Source organism: Paenibacillus sp. NPDC058177 (genome assembly GCF_042883835.1).
Classification (GTDB): domain Bacteria; phylum Bacillota; class Bacilli; order Paenibacillales; family Paenibacillaceae; genus Paenibacillus_AQ; species Paenibacillus_AQ agri.
Genome location: NZ_JBHVVB010000001.1, coordinates 814,139 through 834,378, shown reverse-complemented (window position 1 = coordinate 834,378; position 20,240 = coordinate 814,139). Strand labels below are relative to the sequence as shown.

Annotated in this window: 20 protein-coding genes; 4 read left to right on the top strand and 16 right to left on the bottom strand. The window is 48.0% G+C overall.

The features are described from left to right. Positions 1–174 precede the first annotated feature (174 nt). Positions 175–1,401 (top strand): glucose-1-phosphate adenylyltransferase, encoded by a 1,227-nt coding sequence (locus tag ACFVU8_RS03955; RefSeq protein WP_387425918.1) that lies wholly within the window; start codon positions 175–177, stop codon positions 1,399–1,401. A gap of 252 nt (positions 1,402–1,653) precedes the next feature. Here ACFVU8_RS03955 and ACFVU8_RS03950 read toward each other — a convergent pair whose 3' ends face one another. The 6 genes from ACFVU8_RS03950 to ACFVU8_RS03925 form a co-directional block, all read right to left on the bottom strand. Continuing rightward, positions 1,654–2,742 carry a GNAT family N-acetyltransferase gene (locus ACFVU8_RS03950; RefSeq protein WP_387425917.1) on the bottom strand — a complete coding sequence of 363 codons (1,089 nt, stop codon included), beginning with the start codon at positions 2,740–2,742 and terminating at the stop codon, positions 1,654–1,656. A 67-nt stretch (positions 2,743–2,809) separates the two neighbouring features. Then, a complete protein-coding gene (locus ACFVU8_RS03945; protein WP_379464080.1) occupies positions 2,810–4,216 on the bottom strand; it encodes a sensor histidine kinase in 1,407 nt (468 codons plus the stop codon). After that, a complete protein-coding gene (locus ACFVU8_RS03940) occupies positions 4,213–4,911 on the bottom strand; it encodes a response regulator transcription factor (RefSeq protein ID WP_066361525.1) in 699 nt (232 codons plus the stop codon). Before ACFVU8_RS03940 ends, ACFVU8_RS03945 begins: the two co-directional genes overlap by 4 nt. Then, positions 4,904–6,193, bottom strand: a complete 1,290-nt coding sequence (locus ACFVU8_RS03935; RefSeq protein WP_379464083.1) for a hypothetical protein — start codon at positions 6,191–6,193, stop codon at positions 4,904–4,906. The genes ACFVU8_RS03940 and ACFVU8_RS03935 overlap by 8 nt, the downstream gene beginning before the upstream one ends. Positions 6,194–6,212: 19 nt before the next feature. Next, positions 6,213–6,938 (bottom strand): phosphonate ABC transporter ATP-binding protein, encoded by a 726-nt coding sequence (locus ACFVU8_RS03930; RefSeq protein ID WP_387425916.1) that lies wholly within the window; start codon positions 6,936–6,938, stop codon positions 6,213–6,215. Positions 6,939–7,025: 87 nt separating this feature from the next. Next, positions 7,026–8,204, bottom strand: coding sequence for an MFS transporter (locus tag ACFVU8_RS03925; RefSeq protein ID WP_387425915.1), 1,179 nt, complete (start codon positions 8,202–8,204; stop codon positions 7,026–7,028). Positions 8,205–8,361: 157 nt separating this feature from the next. Here ACFVU8_RS03925 and ACFVU8_RS03920 point away from each other — a divergent pair, with 157 nt between their 5' ends. The 3 genes from ACFVU8_RS03920 to ACFVU8_RS03910 all read left to right on the top strand — a co-directional run bounded on the left by ACFVU8_RS03920 (position 8,362) and on the right by ACFVU8_RS03910 (position 10,903). Next, entirely contained in the window at positions 8,362–9,279 is a 918-nt protein-coding gene (locus ACFVU8_RS03920) for an ArsR/SmtB family transcription factor (RefSeq protein ID WP_379464087.1), read from the top strand. A 54-nt stretch (positions 9,280–9,333) separates the two neighbouring features. Next, positions 9,334–10,089, top strand: coding sequence for an HAD family hydrolase (locus ACFVU8_RS03915; protein ID WP_387425914.1), 756 nt, complete (start codon positions 9,334–9,336; stop codon positions 10,087–10,089). Between the two features lie 97 nt (positions 10,090–10,186). Continuing rightward, positions 10,187–10,903 (top strand): DsbA family protein, encoded by a 717-nt coding sequence (locus ACFVU8_RS03910; protein WP_387425913.1) that lies wholly within the window; start codon positions 10,187–10,189, stop codon positions 10,901–10,903. A gap of 251 nt (positions 10,904–11,154) precedes the next feature. Here ACFVU8_RS03910 and ACFVU8_RS03905 read toward each other — a convergent pair whose 3' ends face one another. The 10 genes from ACFVU8_RS03905 to ACFVU8_RS03860 form a co-directional block, all read right to left on the bottom strand. Next, a complete protein-coding gene (locus ACFVU8_RS03905; RefSeq protein WP_387425912.1) occupies positions 11,155–11,790 on the bottom strand; it encodes an RNA ligase family protein in 636 nt (211 codons plus the stop codon). 14 nt (positions 11,791–11,804) lie between these two features. Continuing rightward, positions 11,805–12,764, bottom strand: coding sequence for an AAA family ATPase (locus ACFVU8_RS03900; protein WP_387425911.1), 960 nt, complete (start codon positions 12,762–12,764; stop codon positions 11,805–11,807). A 240-nt stretch (positions 12,765–13,004) separates the two neighbouring features. Further along, on the bottom strand, positions 13,005–14,300 hold the full coding sequence (locus ACFVU8_RS03895) for a DUF4179 domain-containing protein (RefSeq protein WP_387425910.1): 1,296 nt from the start codon (positions 14,298–14,300) through the stop codon (positions 13,005–13,007). Between the two features lies 1 nt (position 14,301). Continuing rightward, positions 14,302–14,841, bottom strand: a complete 540-nt coding sequence (locus tag ACFVU8_RS03890) for an RNA polymerase sigma factor (RefSeq protein WP_387425909.1) — start codon at positions 14,839–14,841, stop codon at positions 14,302–14,304. 168 nt (positions 14,842–15,009) lie between these two features. Continuing rightward, complete coding sequence (locus ACFVU8_RS03885; protein WP_387425908.1) at positions 15,010–16,098, bottom strand: ankyrin repeat domain-containing protein; 1,089 nt, start codon at positions 16,096–16,098, stop codon at positions 15,010–15,012. Positions 16,099–16,122: 24 nt separating this feature from the next. Continuing rightward, entirely contained in the window at positions 16,123–16,860 is a 738-nt protein-coding gene (locus tag ACFVU8_RS03880) for a hypothetical protein (protein WP_379464100.1), read from the bottom strand. A 124-nt stretch (positions 16,861–16,984) separates the two neighbouring features. Further along, complete coding sequence (locus ACFVU8_RS03875; RefSeq protein WP_379464102.1) at positions 16,985–17,167, bottom strand: hypothetical protein; 183 nt, start codon at positions 17,165–17,167, stop codon at positions 16,985–16,987. Between the two features lie 169 nt (positions 17,168–17,336). Beyond that, the gene (locus tag ACFVU8_RS03870; protein WP_387425907.1) at positions 17,337–18,545 is read right to left on the bottom strand and encodes a hypothetical protein; all 1,209 of its coding nucleotides are present in this window, start codon (positions 18,543–18,545) and stop codon (positions 17,337–17,339) included. 16 nt (positions 18,546–18,561) lie between these two features. After that, positions 18,562–19,587 carry a leucine-rich repeat domain-containing protein gene (locus tag ACFVU8_RS03865; RefSeq protein WP_387425906.1) on the bottom strand — a complete coding sequence of 342 codons (1,026 nt, stop codon included), beginning with the start codon at positions 19,585–19,587 and terminating at the stop codon, positions 18,562–18,564. A 27-nt stretch (positions 19,588–19,614) separates the two neighbouring features. After that, on the bottom strand, positions 19,615–20,229 hold the full coding sequence (locus tag ACFVU8_RS03860; RefSeq protein WP_387425905.1) for a hypothetical protein: 615 nt from the start codon (positions 20,227–20,229) through the stop codon (positions 19,615–19,617). Positions 20,230–20,240: the final 11 nt, after the last annotated feature.

The following is a 20,240-nucleotide window of genomic DNA, read 5'->3' as shown; positions in this document are numbered from 1 at the left end:
CCGAAAAAGTTCCATTTGAAAATGATTTGACTTGAAAAGAAATTTTTTATGGATAAAGAAAATAATTCATGTAATTTTTCCAGTTTCACAGCAATATACTTCACCTATGTCGTTTCAAGACTGGGCCCACAGTTTATATTACAAGCATTGACAAAAAAATGGGAGGGATAACAAATGAGTAAAAAAGAATGTATCGCCATGCTACTGGCCGGTGGGGAAGGACGAAGATTGGCCCCCCTGACGTCCAGCATGGCTAAACCGGCAGTCCCTTTCGGCGGACAGTATAGAATCATTGACTTTCCCCTCAGTAATTGTGTCAATTCCAATATTGACACTGTAGGCGTACTTACGCAATATGAAGCCGAATCGCTGCACAGTCATATCGGAGAAGGTGAGCCCTGGGGGCTCCATACAAAGAACGGCAAAGGTGTGACTCTTCTCCCTTCCGGCACTGAAGGCAGAGATCTTTATTCAGGAACAGCCGATGCTATTTATAAGAACATTGATTTTATTGACAATCAGAATCCGGAGAATGTGCTGATTCTCTCCGGTGATCATATTTACCACATGGATTATCAGAAGATGCTGGAATACCACATCGGCAAAGACGCCAAAGCCACCATCTCTGTGATGGAGGTGCCTTGGGAGGAAGCCAGCCGCTTTGGGGTAATGAACGTGAACGAATCGCTGAAGATTTCCGAATTCGCCGAGAAGCCTAAGGTACCGCAGAGCAATCTTGCTTCTATGGGCATTTACCTCTTCCGCTGGGACTACCTGAAAGAGCATCTGCTACGTGACGCTGCCAACACTGACTCCAGCCATGACTTCGGTAAAGATGTCATTCCGGGTATGCTTAGTACCAATGATGATCTGTTCGCTTATCGTTTTCAGGGATACTGGAGAGATGTTGGAACCGTAGACAGTCTTTGGGAAGCACATATGGACCTCTTGACAACAGATAATGGCTGGAAGCTTGAAAATGAAGTGTGGCCAATGTACAGTCGAGCCCGTCGTACCAAGCTATCCGTTCACAAGTCGCGTAGCCAAATGTCAGGTGCTGACTGCCTGGTGAACGACTACTGCACACTGGAAGGAAGCCTGCAGCGCTCAGTCGTCTTCGGAGGCGTTGAGATCGGCAAAATGTCGGTCATCAAACAAAGTGTAGTGATGCCAGGTGCCCGCATCGGACGCGGAGTGCACATTGAGAACGCGATTATCGGCGAAGGTGCTGTCATCAAGGACGGAGCCATCATCAAAGGCAGCACAGACAACATTGTTGTCGTCGGACCGCATGAGATTGTCGCTGCGAAGCCAGTGATTCGGACTCAGCCCTCGCGCTTACTGCAGGATGTTTATGAGAAGACCGGCAGACTTCGGGCCGCTGAAGGGCTTCCTTCCTAAGTACAGCGTTAACCGTATCAACACTTTACGTCCTGAGTCTGATACAAAGCTATAAAAGGATATTAAGGTGACGCAGAATAATCATTCTGCTTATAACAACTATAAAACGCGCATCTCTCTAATGGAGATGCGCGTTATTGATGTATTTGAGATCTGAGCCTTCGCTGCTCCCCAACAAAACATAAAAAGCTGCCTTCAGCACAGATGCTCCGCGCCAAAAACAGCTTAAGATGAGACATGAATACGCTAAGTTTAACGGGGAAGCTCCTGCCACTCCCGGTCTAGAAGACTCATATCAAGACAATCCACATATCGTCCACCGATCAGAACCGCTTCTCGCTGCGTCCCTTCATGGACAAAACCTGCTGCTTCATAAGACTTACGAGCACTAGTATTAAAGTCAAACACACTTAGTGCCAGGCGATGCAGCCCAAGTCCTGCAAAACCAATCCGCAGAGCCTCCTGCAGCATCCGGGACCCGATCCCCCGACCTCTAAACTGCGGATCCACCACCAACCGGGAGATACGGGCATGACTGTCCTCCCTATTGATCTGGCTTAGACTGACATGTCCAACAACCTTTCCGCTGCCCCTGTGCACAGCACTATAAATCAACAGTGACGATTGTGCCGGATGGTTGGTATTCTCCATATATTTCTGCAGCTGTTCATCGTCCAGTGGGTAGGTCAGCGAAGGTCCAGCCCATTGCTTCAGAAAATCCGGCGACAGACTCCAGCTCTGTAGCAGCGGGAAATCAGCCACCGAGAAATAGCGAAGCAGAATATCGTCCGGGTCCTCACTGTTCTCATGATACTGATACAGATTTACGAGACGCCCGCCCCCCGCATCATTCGTGCCCTGATAACGGAACCCCAGGCTCTGATAATAACGGTTCAGCTTGACATTATGTGACACAGTATCCAGTCGAAGACCCTTACGGCCCAGCTTCAGCGCCTGTTTAGCGGCAAACAGGATCATTTGCTCACCGAGACCACTGCCCCGGTAAGGCCCAGACACGGTTAGACGATGCAAGTAAGCAAAGCCGTCATCATTCTTGTTCCCCCAGTACTGAGGATCGCTGAATTGGAGGGTGAACAGACCTACAGGGGTCTCTCCATCCAGCGCCAAGTACACTTCCCTCTGGTCAAAATAACCTTCTATCTCCTGAGCCGTGAATTGGTCCGGGGACCATTGACGGATTCCGTTATCGACCATCCATTGAGCAGCCGCTCTCAGCATCCGGAGAATATCCTCCGTCCTGTCCACACCTACGCGTTCGACACGAATTGGATCTTGCGAGGATAGGTTCTCCCCGTTCTCTCCAGCAGCCGGTTCCGCCATATCCAATTCCCCCTATCCTGGTGTTTATCTAAATCCGCTGGTGTTTATCTAAATCCGATCGAATTTATTAGACTAAAGCTTGCTCTGTAGCTAGCGGCAAAATGACAGTGACCTGTGTCCCCTTACCCAGCTCACTATGCATCTCGATCCGGCCATTATGCAGTTCGACGATCTGTTGGGTAATGGCAAGCCCCAGTCCAGTTCCGCCATTGAGGGCATCCACCTGGAAAAAGCGATCCCTGACCTTGGCCAGATGGGCTTCGCTGATCCCGATCCCGCTATCCCGGACAATGATGGCAACCTCCTGATTAGACAGTGATTGCACAGTCAGCACAATACTGGAATCCTCATGGGAGAACTTAATGGCATTATCGACAAGATTCAGAAATACCTGCTTCAGTCGGTTGGCGTCACCCTTTACAAACACAGCGTCATCACATTCCAGAAGCAAATGGATTCTCTTCTTCTCTGCCTTCGCCCAGACATTCAGAATGGTCTCCTGCAGCAGCACCTTCATATCCACGATCCCGATAGACAGCTTCATTTCATTCTGCTGCAGCTTGGAGAAGTCGAGAATCTCCTCTACCAGCCCAATCAGCCGATCACTTTCTTTGGAGATGATTCCCATGCCAAGCTTCGTTTCCTCCGGATCATAGCCTCCAGACACCAGGGTCTCACTCCAGCCCTTGATACTGGTGAGTGGTGTGCGCAGTTCGTGAGAGATTGACGAGATAAAGTCATCCTTGATCTGATTACTGCGTACTATCTCTTGGGCCATATAATTGATCGTGGTGGCCAACTCGGCAATTTCGTACCTATAGTTGCCCTTGATTCTTGTATTGAATTTGCCTTTCGCCATTTGGGCGGATACAGCCGTAATATTATTCAGTGGCTTAACGATGGAGTTGGCAAGTCCGAAGCTGAACAGCGCAACAATAGCCAGTACAGCTGCGCCGATCCCTACGGTGAGCAGAGTGAGATTCAACAGCCCGCTGTTAATAAACTCCACCGAAGTGAGGTATCTCAGAATGTAGACATCCCGACCGTGAATTTGCAGCATTTTGGAGACCGCCATGACACTTTCGTTGGTTCCTGGCTGTCTGCCAACCCAGCGGCCGATACTCCCGCCTGCCGCCTCTGGAACATCGCTGGTGGTAATTGTCCGGTCTGGCTGGAACCCTGTAGAGCTGGTGATGATATCACCGTTACGAGTCAGCACCTCAAGCTCTGTGTTATTAAACGAGAAGGTGTCCAGCAGATCCTGCAGACGAACCGTTGAATCCATGCCCGTAACCTGGTATTTGTTAAAATAGGTCTCTGCCGTACTAAGTTGATTGGTAATCTTACTATAAATGCTGTCGTAGTAGTAGGTCCGAATAGCCAGCAGGAAAATCACTTCTACCAGGAGAAGCGCCAAGAAGACTACAAGAATGTAATGCAGTACGATCTGTCTGCGCATCCCCTTCTTTATCATTGTCCTTGGCCTCTCCATTTGTAGCCGTGGCCCCACACCGTTTGCAGATATTCCGGCTCAGAGGGATTATTCTCAATCTTTTGACGCAGGCGGCGGATGTTCACGTCCACGATTTTGGGATCTCCCATATATTCCTTGCCCCACACATGATCGAGCAGCAGATCACGGCTAAGCGGTGTATTTTCTTTTTCCAGGAAAAATTGCACCAGCGAGAACTCTGTTGGAGTCAATTCAATAAGCTCCCCACTGCGCTTGAACTGCTTGGAGATCAGATCCAGCGTAAAATGTCCGGATTGGAACGAGACTTTGGCCGATGGCTCCCGGTGAACGTTAACCCGGCGCAACAGCGACTGAATACGGGCAATCAGCTCTGTAGGACTGAACGGCTTGCTAACATGATCGTCCGCGCCTACCGACAACGCGTAGACTTTATCCTGCTCTTGAACTTTGGCTGTGAGGAAAATAATGCCCAGCCGCTCGTTGCTCTCGCGTACACGACGACACACTTCAAATCCGTCAATGCCGGGAACCATGACATCCAGGAGCGCAATATCAATATCAGGAATCGTAGTCAGCTTATGCAGCGCTTCGTTGCCGTCCGCCGCCTCCAGTACCTCGAACCCGTTACGTTTCAGATTGATGACAATAAAACTGCGGATAGACTCTTCGTCCTCCAATATGAGCACTTTACTCATCTATTCCCTTCCTTTCGATCGGGGTGGTGATTTTGTTGTTGTTTCCCCCGTTGGTCTTCTGATCCAGCTTCCCCCGGTAGCCAATGAATGTATTGCCGTCACGTCCCCAAAGCTCCCAGTTGCTATTCTTCAGCTGCTCCCATTCATGCGGCGAGAAGAATGACACTTCGGCAACCGTCTCCCCGGTATCGGCCAGAATAAACTTCAGGTATTTATCCAGAACAGACTTCGTATCCACCGTGACGTTTCCATGCCATTCTGGCGGAAAATTGATAAAGAAACGGTCGGCAGGATCACGATACTGCTGCATGGCAAACGTCAGGCCATCCTTGCCGTCCCATTTATAATAGGAATTGAAATAGGGTACTGTATTGGGATCAAAATACTCCCAGCCTTTGGGCTTCTCCAGCAAACCGATTTCAATAATACCATCGCCATCGATGTCCTCGCTAACAATTTTCCGGTCTTTCAGGGTCCGATCATCCCCATGCACAACAACCCGCAGCTTGTTGTTCTCCATGACCACCACAGAGGTGTAGGCGGAATTGGACTCCACGGCTGCATCCAGTACGATACCTTCTTTGTTTTCCGCTACTTTTCCTGCGACAATATTGTAATAATTATTAAAATACGGATCGATGTTATCCAGCTTATCCAGCACCTTGAAGCCGCCATCGGCGTATTGATAAGTTGTAATGGTCGCATATTCGTTGCGCTTGAAAGAAACCACAGTAATGTCCTGGATACCGTCGCGATTCAAATCATCTATAATATATTTGGTATAAGGAACCTGCAGTACTTCTTCAAGCGTACCGTTAGAATAACTATAGACTACCATTCCTTTGTCTTCACCACGGGAGTACCCGGCAATAATATCCAGTTTCCCGTCGTTCGTAACATCCTTCAGATCCAGTGATTCAAGCACTGTACCATCACCGTCAAAGACCAGCTTCTTGACCCAGGCATCCCCCTGCTTTTCCAGAAGCATGCCATGAATCTGCACAGCCTCTCCCGGTGTCTCATAGAAAACGATCGTCTCCATGATCCCGTCCTTGTTCAAATCCTCCGTACGGATCGAACTGTCATCATCATTCTTTGGCCGGATCAGCGAAGAACCCGAAGGTATCATCGATGTAATCGCAGTCATCAATGTTGCCTTGTCTGCCGACAACCGCGGCGTTTTCATCTGGGATACCGGGTCGCTGATGAACGTACATCCCGAGAGCAACGACAGCGCCAGTGACGCTGCGGCCAGCCGGCTTATGATTCTTCTATTCAACATTCATCACTCTTTTCCTTGATTAAAGGCTGAGACGCTCCTGAGAGGTCAATCGGCGGCCGTTAACGTTATGCTTGATACGACCGTCCTTCAATACCCACAGGCGCGAGGCGTAACGCTCTGCTAGCTCTATAGGCAGAACGGCGATGACCGTCAAGCCGCTTTCCTTGCACAGCTTGCGAAGGTTCTCCATGACCCGCTCTGCGGACTTCGGATCAAGCCCTGTCACAGGCTCATCCGCCAGAATGACCTTTGCGCCATGCACCAGGGCGCGGGCAATTGCCACACGCTGCCGCTCACCACCACTTAACTGGCTTGCCTTAAGCTTCGCTTTGTCCAGCAGGCCAAGGGCCTCCAATTCGTCCATGGCTCCCATATAATCATCTGAGCGGACCATTCCTGTTACCATACGCCATAATGGAGTTTGGGCGGATTGGCCGATCAGCACGTTCTTCAGTGCGGTCCGATTAGGATTCAGCTCGGCATTCTGTTCAAGATAGGCCCATTCGCGGCGGATTTTCCGTTTACCGGAGAAACCGCTCTTCAATATATCTTTTCCATCTACGCGGAAATTTCCCCGATCCCATTTTTCCCGTAGCGCCAAACAACGCAGCAGGGTAGATTTACCGCTGCCGCTCCCCCCGAGCACTGCAACAAATTCCCCTTCTTCCAACTGAAAACCGATGTCTTGCAGCACCGGAAGCTTAGTCTCCCCGACTACTTTGGCTAAATGTTCAACTGTGATCATAGTTCAGCTCTCCTGTCCTCATCTCTATACTATAGTGTATTGGAAAGCGAGATTAAATTCCATGCGATCACCTGTTCTTATTTTACTTCAAATTTGTGACCGTGGCGAGAACAATAATCCCAGCAGTCCAAACAAGATAAAGAGCAGTCCCATGAGCCCGAATACACCGCCGCCGGAGCTGAGCTCCAGAAGCAGTCCGCCCAAAGCCGGACCGAGAATACTGCCTGCGCTAAAGTGAAAAGATGCCACAACATTGGCCGCCGGCAACAAGTTACGCGGCAGAATATCTGCTGCATAGGCTAGACCAAGCGAGAAGAATGAACCGACAAAACCGCCGGCAAATGCAAGCAGAACTAGCGAAATCATGAAATGATCTCCCGCTAGTGGCAGCAGCGTGAAGCTCAAACCGCCTCCGATCCCGGCAAGCATGAGAACTTTTTTGCGGCCGAACCGGTCGCTCCACATCCCCAGGGGAAGCTGAAACACTAGCCCCCCGATACCGGCAAAAGGCAGCAGTGCAGCAATCTGATCCGCACTGTAACCAATCCGCAGGCCATAGATCGGGAAGTTGCTGTTCAGGCTGGCCTCCATGTAGCCGTATAGGAGAGCCGGAATCAAGGCATACCAAGCGAGACTGTAGCTTCGCCCAAAGCGGCGCGCCTGTCCCTCCCTACTCTCGGAGGTTTCCGGGCGGGATTCCGGGAGCTTGATCAATGTCAGTAGTAGAGCCATCAAGAACAGCGTAGCTAACACCAAGAAAGGCGTGGCTTGTCCGAAGCGCAGCAGACTAATCCCCACAGGACCAAGACTGAAGCCAAGACCATATGACATTCCGTAGATGGAAAGATTACGTCCACGGTTCTGTGCCGGGGTCATCAGCAGCACCCAGAGCTGGGCAGCATAATTGATGGCCGAGTCCCCGATACCGACAAGCAGTCGAAGCACGAACCACGCCTTGATGCCCGGCAGCACCGGGAATAGCAATAGGCTCACCAGCACGAGCGTGAGTCCTGCGGTAATAAGCTTCTTAAAGCCGATGACTCCCAGCACCCGCTCGGCGATAAGCGTCATGCCGAACGAACCGATATACAGTGCCGCTGCGTTTAAACCGTTCAGGGACGAGGAGACCCCTTTTTGCTCCAAAAGAATGGATAAAACCGGCAGCAGCAGCCCTTGGCTAAGTCCGGCAGCAATAATAACCGTGATGAGAATCAGGTAATTCACGTTGCTGTTTCGTTGAACAGCGCTTGAGTGCGGGTCTGACACAGGTGAAAGCCTCCTACATAAACAAATAAAAGTAAACAAAAACAAACGTTATCCGAACTGCACCCAAAAGACAAACACCGAACATTATAGTGGACAAGCCTCTTCAAAACAAGAGATAATATATAGAAGTGACGGATTTCCTGGGGGTGCAAGCTTCATGAACTATGAATTGAAAATTGATGTCTCACCGGTCTATGAGCTGATTGACAGCTTTATGTTATATGTTACGCGAAAATGGATTTCCAATCTGGATATCGGCCCCGACTGGGTCAGTGACGTGGAAAGCCGCTTTCCATCGCATCAGGCTGCGGAGATTATGCAGGCTGCTGAATGGCCATTCAGCGATTATGATGTCCTGTATGCCTGGGCTTACAGCCTTGGACCAGCCGAGAAGGTCCTAAGCTACTTGGATGAACTGGAGTCCACTTCGCTCGAAGATTGTTTCCGGCATGTGGCTCCACTCATTACAGGCTTTACCTTGGAAGAATGTCAACGTATCAAGGACAGCTACACCCCTCTGCTGCGGCTGTGGTACAGTCAATATTTCCGCCATGTGGAGCACAAAATCCTACCGCTGCTCATCGAGGATGCCTCCGAGAAGAAAATGCTGCAGAGCAAAATGGACCCCATCGCCCTGATTGAATATGCTTCTGGCGGCGTCGTTATTGAAGAACTGCCGAATTTACAAACCATTGTTCTGCTTCCTACGGTCCACAATCGGCCGATCAACACCTATTGCTTCTATAACACCATGGTTATTATCCAATATCCGGTCGATGTGCCTTTAGAAAATGAGGACGAGCCCCCTACTGTGCTGCTTCGCATGACCCGGGCTTTAGCTAATCCCACAAGGCTCAGATTGCTGCGGCATGTGGCTCATGAGCCGAAGACACTTTGGGAGATACAGTCCGACTTGAACCAGTCGCGGGAGATGCTCATGCATCATCTGATGATTCTGCGGGTAGCAGGTCTATTGCGTATTCATCTGCGCGGTGAGTATAATGAACGTTTCAGCATCCGCCCTGACGGAGCATCAGAGCTGCAGATGTTCCTGGAATCCTATATACGTTTATAATAGAATGGACAGAGAGCAAAGATTGAGACAGAGACAGAACAAGGAGTGAGTGGCGTGAAATATATGACTCAACAAGTCATTTTCGATTTGGACGATACCCTCGTCCACTGCAACAAATACTTCGATCTCATTCTGGGACAATATTTTGAACTGATGGCAGAATGGTTCCAGGATTATGGACTGCCTACCAGCGAGATGCGGAGTAAACAGGCTGAAATTGATGTAGAAACCGTTAGCACAAGCGGTCTAGCCAGCGATAACTTCCCTAAATCCCTGATTGGGACCTATCATTTCTTCTGCGCCAAATACGGGCGGAAAGCCGATGCTTTTGAGGAGCAGCAGCTGATGAAGCTGGGCATGAGTGTCTATGATCAGGAGATTGAGGCCTACCCCGGCATGGTTGAGACGCTCGATACCTTGAAACAGGAAGGTCATGATCTATACCTCTACACTGGTGGAGACGATACCATACAGCAGCGCAAGATTGAACAAATGAAGCTGGACGTTTATTTTGACGATCGTATCTTTATCCGCAAGCATAAAAATGTCGAGGCCCTGGAGAACATCCTGGCCAGCGGTACCTTTGACCGTAAAGTGACCTGGATGGTCGGAAACTCTCTGCGTACAGATGTACTGCCAGCCGTAACAGCCGGGATCAACAGCATTTATCTTAAACAACAGAACGAATGGCTCTACAACATGATTGAGCTTCAGCGTGAAATGCAGCAAGCCGTCAAGACCATTTCTTCGATCTACGAGGTCCCTCCGGTCATCCGTACCGCAGCGAAGCAGATTAAAATCCACGGCTAGGACCCTTCTCTAGTGTTAGAAATGCCATAGGCTTCCTTTAGCAGCTTTGATTATACTGTTACAGTGAATGATCAAAGCGTGCAGGAGGAAGTCTGGAATGAATAAACAAGTAAATTCAAAACATAGCAATAACAAGTTACTACCCATGCTCTTGACGGTGATTGGTGTTGTTCTGGTTGTAGTCGCTGCCTTTGTCTTCACGGGCAAGAACGGCACTTCCGAGCTCGACAGCTTGCCAAATTACACTGAGGTTAAAGGCAAGATTGTGGTTGACGGTTTAAAGTATGAGAAGCAGCCCCATCTGGGGAGCAGCACTGCCAAAGTCAAAGTGATAGAATTTGCGGATTTCAAGTGCCCTGCTTGCAAAAAGTGGACTGAGCAGTATCTGGACACCTTCATCAAGGACTACATAGATACTGGTAAGGCGGAATTCTTCTTCATGAACTTTGCTTTTATTGACAGAGACTCCTATCTGGCCGCGAGTGCCGGTGAAGCCATCTATAATCAGAGCAACGAGAAGTTCTGGGAATATGTCCACAAGCTATACGCGAACCAAGGCGATGAGAGCAAGATTTGGGCGACCGAGAAGTTCATCCTGAAGTTCGTCAAGGATAATATCGCCGGCATTGATTATGGTCAGTTCGAGCAGGATGTCAAGAACCACACTTACATGTTCGATGTTAAAGAGGACTTCAAAATTGCCGGCGCCTACGGAGTTAACGGCACGCCTAAATTCATGGTGAATGGTGTGCTGCTTCCCGACTCTTCTTACGAAGGCCTGACTACGGCGATTGAAGCGGCTTTGAAGGAATAGAACGGTAATAGAGCTTCCCAAAGGAGTCATTATGACGGCGGGACGCTCCTTTTTCATATTATTAGACAAAAAGAAACCGGTCCTTGGTAAAGGGGCGTTCTTTGCAGCCGGGAATGGAAGTCAAACGAAGTGGAGTATATGTATATAGATATTAAGTAGAGTTAAAATCGGAGAACTATACGTTACAGATTACATGATCAACAACCCCTTCTTTCTAAAAAGAAAAATTATATCTAATCCGTTACGCCTGACTATCTAGGTGATAGCAAATTTGGCTCGACCGGCTTACTAAGCCAGTGGTCATCGGTCTGGACATGATTTTTACGAACGAATTTGGCGACACTGTATTTAAAATCCTCATACGCAAAAGCGTCAGCCAGCCGCACAACATACCCTTCCTGCTCTCCCCCGCAATTCGATTGCTTGGTGTAACAAGTCTTTACTGCTTCCTCGTTCCAAATCCCTTTATACAGCACCGGGACGGTTACCAGTCCCAGACGCTCCGCCCATGCTTCAGTTTCCTCCCAAGACAAACATTGATTACTGCGATCCCACACGGAAAAGAGCATAAAATAAGATGGCAGCGCTGAATAGTACAGCGAATGCTTGGCATAGACATTTTCTCCGCATAACCGATAGTCTTCGGGAATCAGGTACTTGATACCGCCATGCAGCGTCTTAACAAAATGCCTTGACGGATGATCCTTGCTGTCCAGCGACCGGGCATGAATGGAGTGACTGTACATCGTGGTGTTCTCTCCATCCATTTTCTCCGTAATGACGACTTCACGGTCCTTGAAATGCTCAGTATTCCGCAAAATCTTATCGTCGTCCGTGTACCCTCTCGACCAAGGCAGATGCATCGTCCTCGGATATTTCACTTTCATGTTTCTTCACCTCTTTACTTGCCAAAGCTGTCAGCTTCAGCGAAAAAATACAGCTCTGCCAGCAACTCACCGCCCAGCAGATGATAAATGTTCGAAGCTCCTGCGTCGCCGCCATGCAGAATCTCCATATGGAAGCTGACCAGATAGACGACATGCAGGACAAAATCGTCATCATAGCCCAGCGCTTTCAGCAGATTGCAGGCAATGATCGCGGAGACATGTTCATGACCGAAGTAAGAGTAATACTCCCGGGTCTGCTTCCAGACCTTGCACAGCGGTTTGCCTGTATCATGAAACAGCGCCGCCAGCTGCATCGCCAGCAAATGCTCACCCTCATAACATTCGTTAATGTATTCCAGCACACTATAGGTATGCTCAGAAAGCGTCTTGGAATGATAAGGATTCCCTTGATCAAATCCCAGCATAATCGAAAAATAAGGCGATGCGGACAGATAGCGAAACAGCTCATCATGTCCTGGTTCGGCTGCTAGCAACTGCTCCAATTCCTCACGCACGATCCCGGGATCAGCTTCAGCATGTACGATATGCACGGCAGAGAAGCCTTCACCTGGCACCGGAAATGCAAAATTCTTGGCGTATTTAGTTAGGATTACCTCGTTCAACCTTCGCTTTCGCAGCTTGTTCCGCGCAAGGGCCAGTTCGTAAGGAGTATCGCAGACGTGGCATTCTACAGGGATCTCGCTGAATCGCTTCAGGAACTTCTGTCTTCGTCCCCGGTCAATATTTGTAGCGTCAAAAACAACATTTCGGCCGCCGGCCAACACCTGCTCCATCTCTGCAAAAGCCGTATCAAACACCAGATAGTTATTTTTCTGCTTGGATTCGCTACCGAACAACCGCTCCCGGATGTCATCTGTGGCCACTAGCACAGCCCGTTCACTGCGGCAAAGTTGCTTGGCATACGTGCTCTTACCGCTGCCGGGAATACCCGTCAGCATATGAATGGTACTCATAGTTATCACCTCCTTTCAAATACTAATTTTATTTCGGGACAGCATTTGAGCCAACATAGCGTTATGCTTCCTATATCGTTTCAATTCTCCCTGGGCTGAATGAATCTTGCCGTTGTACTTCATCAGAACTATGAGCAGCAGCTTTAACACCTAACTTAGAGTATAACGAACAAAGATTGGTCCTCACAATCGACCTAAGGGCTTATTGTAGGAGAACATATTACAGAAAAACAGCACTCCTTACTTCAAAGGAATATCTATAGTTTTTCCATACCGTTCCGAATAAACCATCTCCTTGATTTGTAAATACTCTGGCTTCAACGATGTGTCGAACAGCAACGTTTCTATTTTATTATCTCCTCCGTCTGCTCTCTTGACGTACTTACTATCAACCACCTTTTTTAAGGGCACTAGACCATCTTTAGTTTCTAAAGATAATTCCTTCAAGAATACATCTTCATCCATTTCCAACGTAATTTTGGTGCCTTCAATATCATGTACTATCTTTAATAACCGAATAGCCTGCCCTTCCAAACTTAGTGGTATATTCAATTCAGTCAGCGGAAGTCTCTGCAAGGTGTTGCGATAGACAGGAAATGTCCTCACCTTAAGCTGAAGCGAATGCAGGTCCTCAGGGATTGCATCATAATCTATGGAAAAACCGTAGACATCACCCGTTCGATTATTAGTCTGACTACTAGAACGCGAAACAGGCTGACCGTTTGCAATAAGTCCGACATCGAGTAATTTGTTCGATAACAGAAGTTGATTCTCTCCTTGTATAGAACCTTCTACCAAGGTCATCGTTGGCGTTGCAGTTATAGACTTAAACGTCAGAGTCGAATTATCTAACATCAAGCTCTTATCGATGGACTGCTTGATCTGGGTAGTCATCGCCTCGTCCGGGTGATAAGGGAAGGTTAGCTGTTTCATTTGTCTTTGATCGGCTCCTAGACTGTAATCCATATAAGTAAGTGTTAGATTCTTGGCAAGAGGGCTGACCGGTTCAAAGGCACTGAATCTGAAAACATTCTCCCCCCCTCCTTGGACTGAAAAACCTCCGCCTTTGGTCGAACTCGATTTCGTTTGGTAACCCGAAACATCAAGAAAAACTAAACTATCGATCACATTTGTAGCAGGTTTGCCGGAAGGGGGGATTAACGTATAGTATAAAATCAATTGATTGTCATCTGACATGATCCCGTCAAGAACGAACTCTGTTCCGTTAGCGAGGGTAACCCGCTTATCTAACGATTGTCCCCAGCCTCGATCAATCAGCTTTTTCAGTGTACCGTCGCTGATAATTTCATAACCAAGCAGTTTTTTTCCGTAATAAGCAAGCGCGTGATATTGGTTGCTAACAACTAGCGTGACAGCGATAATAGCCACCGCAATTCGAAGACCTGCCGTGAAGCGGCGCCGTGTTCTTATATGAGGATTACCGCGATTCAGCGCTGTACGTAATCTCTCCTCTAGTTCGGGCGGAGCGACAAGCTCAGACCATTCTTCCTTGGCATTCCAGTGAGAACGTTCCATTTTACTTCCTCTCCTCCTTTCCTAACAAGGCCCTGAGCTTCTTCAACCCATGAAAAACCCTGGATTTCACGGTCCCTGTCGGTACATTAGTAATCGCTGCAATCGCTCCATAATCCAAATCACGGTAATATTTTAGCTGTATTGCTTCACGTTGCTCATCATTAAGCTGCTGCAAAAGTTCTTGCAAATCCATTCTCTCCTCTACCTGAGAAGGATGGCTGTCTCCGGATGTATTCTCCCCTCTACGTACATTCTGCAAATTTTCTGCAGGGAGTAATTTCTGTCTTCGTCTCAAAGACTGCTTGCACTGATTGACTAGAATCGTCTTGCTCCAGGAATAGAACGCTTCCGGCTTTTTCAGTTGATGAATTCCCTCATACAGCTTAACAATCATATCCTCCAGCGCATCCAGCGCATCCGATTCATTTCTCATATAAGCATAAGCCAACCGGTAATACGCATCTTTTTCTGTCATGATTAGCCGGAGCAATGCTTCTTTATCCCCCTTTTTGGACTTTTTGACCTGTTGAACCACATCCATCTCTTCACCTCTCTCCCTTCTAAGAGTATTGGGCGGCTTAAAAGGTTCAATTTCAGCAGAAAAAATAACCGCTGATCTATTCAGCGGCTAATAATGCATCCTTCTGTTTCCCGTTCATTCTAGATCATGACTGTAAGATCACGGTAATATAATGCCAGAGCAGGTTGATTAGTCATCGGACAACTCCCCTTCAAGAAACTTTATGAGGTGCAATTCAGGCTCCTCGAGGAACTCTGTAAAGCTGCATAAATCAGCATAGACCTGGTGCTCCATATCATAACAACCGATTAAACCTTTTTTCTTTGGATTCCAAAGCAGTTGCAGACCAGAGTAATTGCCGATGTCGGCTGAAAGACGCAGCAGCTTTTGCCTCCCTACTTTCATCTCAATCGTATCGGTCAATGTAAAAAAGTCGATATACCCGATTTCATATTCATTTGGCGCCAGCTCAAGGCGTAGCTTGTTTCCTGTAAGAAAGCTGACCAGTTCATGTGTTAATTTATATTTTTTAAGCTCAAGCTTCTTGTTCGCCACATTATGAAAATCAGCCGGTTCCAGCGATTTCAGATAGTCAGCCAAGTCAGTATGCTTATTGCTGACCGCAATTGTATACGGCCGCTCGCCGTCTTTTTCCGCCAAAGTAACGTCTGCGCCGTGTTCAATCAGAAATTTGACCATGTCCATAGACCCCATTCGCGCAGCCACAGTTAATGGAGTTGCTTCATAAGGGTAGACCATATCCGGTTTATTATAATTGATGTCCACTCCCTGATGTAGTAAATACGTGAGTGTCTTGTAGTCATGGTCCGATACCGTTTGACGCAATACGGCGCCGCCATGCAGCTTGATATCTAATCCGAGTTCATGTATAAGCGGAATGTTCTTTTTGTTACCATAGTAGGCCTGTGAATATGCACCCGATCTTGTTTGATTGAGCTTGTCCATCTTGGCTCCCTGCGCAACAACGTAACGAACGATATCCTCCTTACCATAGCGAACAGCTCGCAAAAAGGCCGGATTATGATGGACATTCAGATTGACGCCATGCTCTACCAGCAGCTTCACAACTTGCGTTTGCTGCGATATAAGCGCCAGATCCAACGGACTAACGGTGATATGCTTGCTCAATACGATACCCTGTTCTATATCCCAATCTGATGCGATGGCAGCCTGTAAATCCGGAATATTTCCTTTGTAAATATGCATCGCCCTTTCTGGCAATTCCTCGAATCTCCCGATATCTTTCAGAACGATCATTCACACCACTCCTGCTTCAAAATCTTATGAAATCGTTTCGCACCCTATTGACAAGAGCCATTCCTTCATAATAGCAAACGCCTGTTGAGCATCCCGTTCGTAGAAGACAGCCACCTCTTGCTGGTAAGCATAATTCAAACGTATATAGCCGCCCAGTTCTCGGTAAAACAGGAAGCACGCATATGGGGTCTCAATGGACAAATCCGGTGGAAAATCAGCTTGGCACACTCTGGCCAGTTCGCGCAGCGAAAGCTGATTCTGCCCTGGTGGCAAACGCAAAAAGAGATGACTCCGAGTGCCTGTCCACGGTTCATAATAGACGTCTTCCTCTAGGCTGCTTCCATAAATCTGACGGTATATGTCGTCCAGCACCAAGGCGTACGTCCCTTCGTCCTCCTGCTCCCGTGCCTGCAGCGAAATGGCCTTTATGTGCTCCGCATGCCGGGGCAGCCAGAGCAGCCCAGCCGTCTCGGGATGTACCGCCAGAAAGTCACCGTCCACCGTCGTGCCTATAGCGATACACTCGCCGATCTGTTGTTCATGAATGGGGCTGTCTTCGCCATACTCCCACAACCCATACTCGGCAAAAGGTTGTAGCACCTCCGGATCAGGCAATTGGACATTCATCCATCCTCTGTAAGTCCCTTCGCCGAATCGCCGTAAAAAGCGGAGATAGCCTTGTGGATAAATAGCGGCATCTTCCTTCGCAAGCACTTGGTTTTGGGCTTCAGACAGCGGATTTTGCCGAGATACTATGTACATGAATACTCCTCCAGTTTCCTGAATATGATAGCGAAATGTTTAAAAATCTATATCCCCATACCTCCAGTAGTTCTAACCTTATTTCGCCTCCAATTGTGCTAAAATCACTCGGGCACGTTCATGCTCAAAATCCAGCACATCCGTATCCAAATTCATACAAGCAGCTTCTTCGAGGGCCAGCTTCAGCCATTCGGCGGCAGGTTCGAGCCCTCCCCGTCTCCGACAATAAATCGCCGTAACAGACCACGGCCTGTATGAAAACGGCGTTGTCGCTAGCGATCTTCGCTGCTTCTATTGCTTGTTTCAAACACTGCTCTCCCTCCTCCATTTTCCCTGCGTCCAAGTATCTCAGGGCCTTGTTAAACTCCTGGTAAGCCTCCAGTGTATCCACCTTCTTTGTTACGACATAGACACCAGCAAAAACCAGCTTTCCAGAGATTGGACTTCATCCCAACAGATTAAATCTTACTTATCCATCAGTAATCGCGAGCTGCATCGAACCAGCTTTGAGCCATCTCCTCAGTTATAGGCTGGCCAATTAAATGATTGGACTGGCTGAGTTGCCATACTGCTTCGCCAAGGTCTTCTCTTTCGGTAGTTTCGATACCTTTGAGGGTATTGAAGCGCATAGTGAAAGCCGTAATGGCCGCCTCGGCATCGGCAAAGCTGCGGGCCTGGGCCAAGGATACCTGGGCAACGTTGAAAGCTTCATTAGCCAGCTTGGCCTGACGTTTAGGCCAGGACGAAAACGGGCGACCGAACTCGGTCAGCCACCATTCAGGCTTTCGCAATTGGCTCACTGAAGCATGACCGGACCACGGGCGGGTTTTAGCGCGTGCTTTCATTTGCTGCCTTAGGCGCTTGCCCACGGTCTCTTCCACATTGTAGGCGATAAATCTGTCAAGCAACGGCCACGTGTCCAGGGAGGGCAAGTCCGCCAGATCAGGCATGAAGCGCAGCTCCAGATTCGTTAACCCCGTATGACGAGCCAACGAGTCCATGTCGCAGAAATTCCCCCACAAACTCAGTGAGTCAAGATTTGGGAACCGGTCTAGACAACCCAGCGAGATGGGCTGTCCCAGCGGCGCGTTGTGCAGCATAAGGCTCGTCACCTGATGCAATTCACCGAGGTCCGGCAGTATAAAAGGAGGATCATTCTTGCGTCGGCCGGTACGCGGCACTAGGGTCAGAGAAGACGGCATATCGCCAGTTGCCAAGAAACGTGATAGGTCGCCGGACACGTTCAGTCGGAAAGGTCTCTGCGGAAGCCTCAGCGTCAGTCGCTCTCCGGACGGGCCCAGCTCGATATGTAAGCCATGCAAAATGGACTGGCTGGCGTCTACTACCGTATCGGCAGACAGAACCGGAGACCACGTCATCTCTTCAATGGGACGTTTCTGTGCCCAATCCAAGAAGCCCGTGTCACTGCCTGAATAGTGCAGAAATCTCGGCCAGGGCGAGCCTGCAGGCGTAGCAAAGGCATCGAATACTGTCCAATCGATGACCGCGTCTGGTTCGACGTGAAGGTCCGCCTTTTTCCCCAAGTGCGACGGTCCAATAGACAGACTGCCCACACCGGGCTGAATGACAAGAGTGTGACTGCGAGGACCTGTCAGGTCGATAGGATAACGGCCAACTTCTCTGACGGAGCCAGCAGAAGGACGCGCCTGGTTATCATTTGACATTTCTGTTATCCTCCTATCAAGTTATGCTCCATTTTTGAAAACCCAACTTTAATAAGGAATCTTGTATTTCTTGATCTACTTTGCTTTTGGAGGTCGCGAATTCAAATTCAGATAAAGCACTTGGAAGCTCTTGATGGATAAAAGAATCAAAACCAATGGCTGTTTTAAAAATGCGGAGCTTGCGCAGTGTAGGCAGGTGCTTCATTTCCAACAAAGAAGTCAAGCCTTTACAATTCGAAATAGATAGCTCCTCCAGCGCTTTCATCTCCCGGTCAAATCCGATTTCCTGCAGTTGAATTTGATCCTCGATTACGAGCCTCGTTAGGTCCTTAAATTTAGTAATATTGCTCAGGTCATGGAATCCACGGACTCTAATGATCTCCAGGTCGTCGATCTCGTTCTCTTCGATTTCCTGAATATGTTCGCGGCCTCCAAAAAGAATACGAAGGTACTTCAATTTCTGCAATTGATTAATAAAATGCAATGGTGATTTGCTAATCGAATGCAGCGCGAGGTAATTCAAGCGTTCCAGATGGCCTACCGCATCCAGGTTTTTCACCTTCCCCCCAACATGTAATTGTTCTAGATGAGAGAATTCTTTTAAATATAGCAGGTTAAGATTCTTTTTCTCCGAAATAATCGTTAACTCTCTTAGCGATCGCAGAGAGTCAATTCCCAGAATATCCGAATTCTCCAGCTCATATATGCCCACATGCAAACTGTACAGATGTTCCAGCGTAGCCAATGTATCGGTGTTATGCGCCTGAGTGAGACTATTGAGATGCAGCATTTTGACATGGGGAATCCGAAGAAGCGTGTCAGCATCAAAAGAGAGGGAATAATGCCCATAGAAACGCACTCCGAAATTCTCATTCAAACGCGCGCAAAGTTCATCGACTTCCTCCAAGATAGAGCCATAAAAATCCGGGTGGGAGAACTGGACAATCACTTGGTTACCATCGTGCAAATCCTGCTTGATCTGCACCGGGTCTAGCGCAACAGGATTATCGATCAGAATCCTTCTTTTCCATTGCTTACGCATGCGTAAACCTCCTATTTGGCATGTGATTTACTTATTATTCATAACAAGTTTATATTTTTTGAAAATCCAAGAGTTCATCATGTCATTTACCGCATTTTTGCTTATGCGAACCGGCGGTTTTTGCTCTTGCAAACCATCTTCCGCATGTGCCAAAAAACGAAACGGTGTTGTGATTTGTTTAATATTGCTTGCTACTTCGTTAAAAAACGTATACGTTAATGGCTGATGTTCACGAATATCCTCGTATATATAATACTTTCCCTTTTCGTCCTCCAAATCCATTTGGAAACCTTTCGGTAAGGAAAACATGATATATGGCAGTTCATCTTCTGCCCATCGCTCACCATATGGAAATCTGAGACTCTCATTTCTCGCAAAAAAACCAGAGCTTTCATTACCAGCAGTAAAAGAAATAGAATATACAAAGAACGGGTGGTAATCGGGCTTTTCTTGCGTTATGAAATATTGGTAGAATTTTTCATAAGCCTCATACACCTGTGTTGAGTCATGTTTTGTCTGAGCGTAATTAGTATGACTAAATTGTGCTTGTTGCTGCTCGAAAAGTTTTAAAACATCTTTAAATTCCTCTGGTGTTATAAAGAATTTAAGTTTATAGAATCCGCTGTGTTTTAATCCACTCATTTACTTCACCA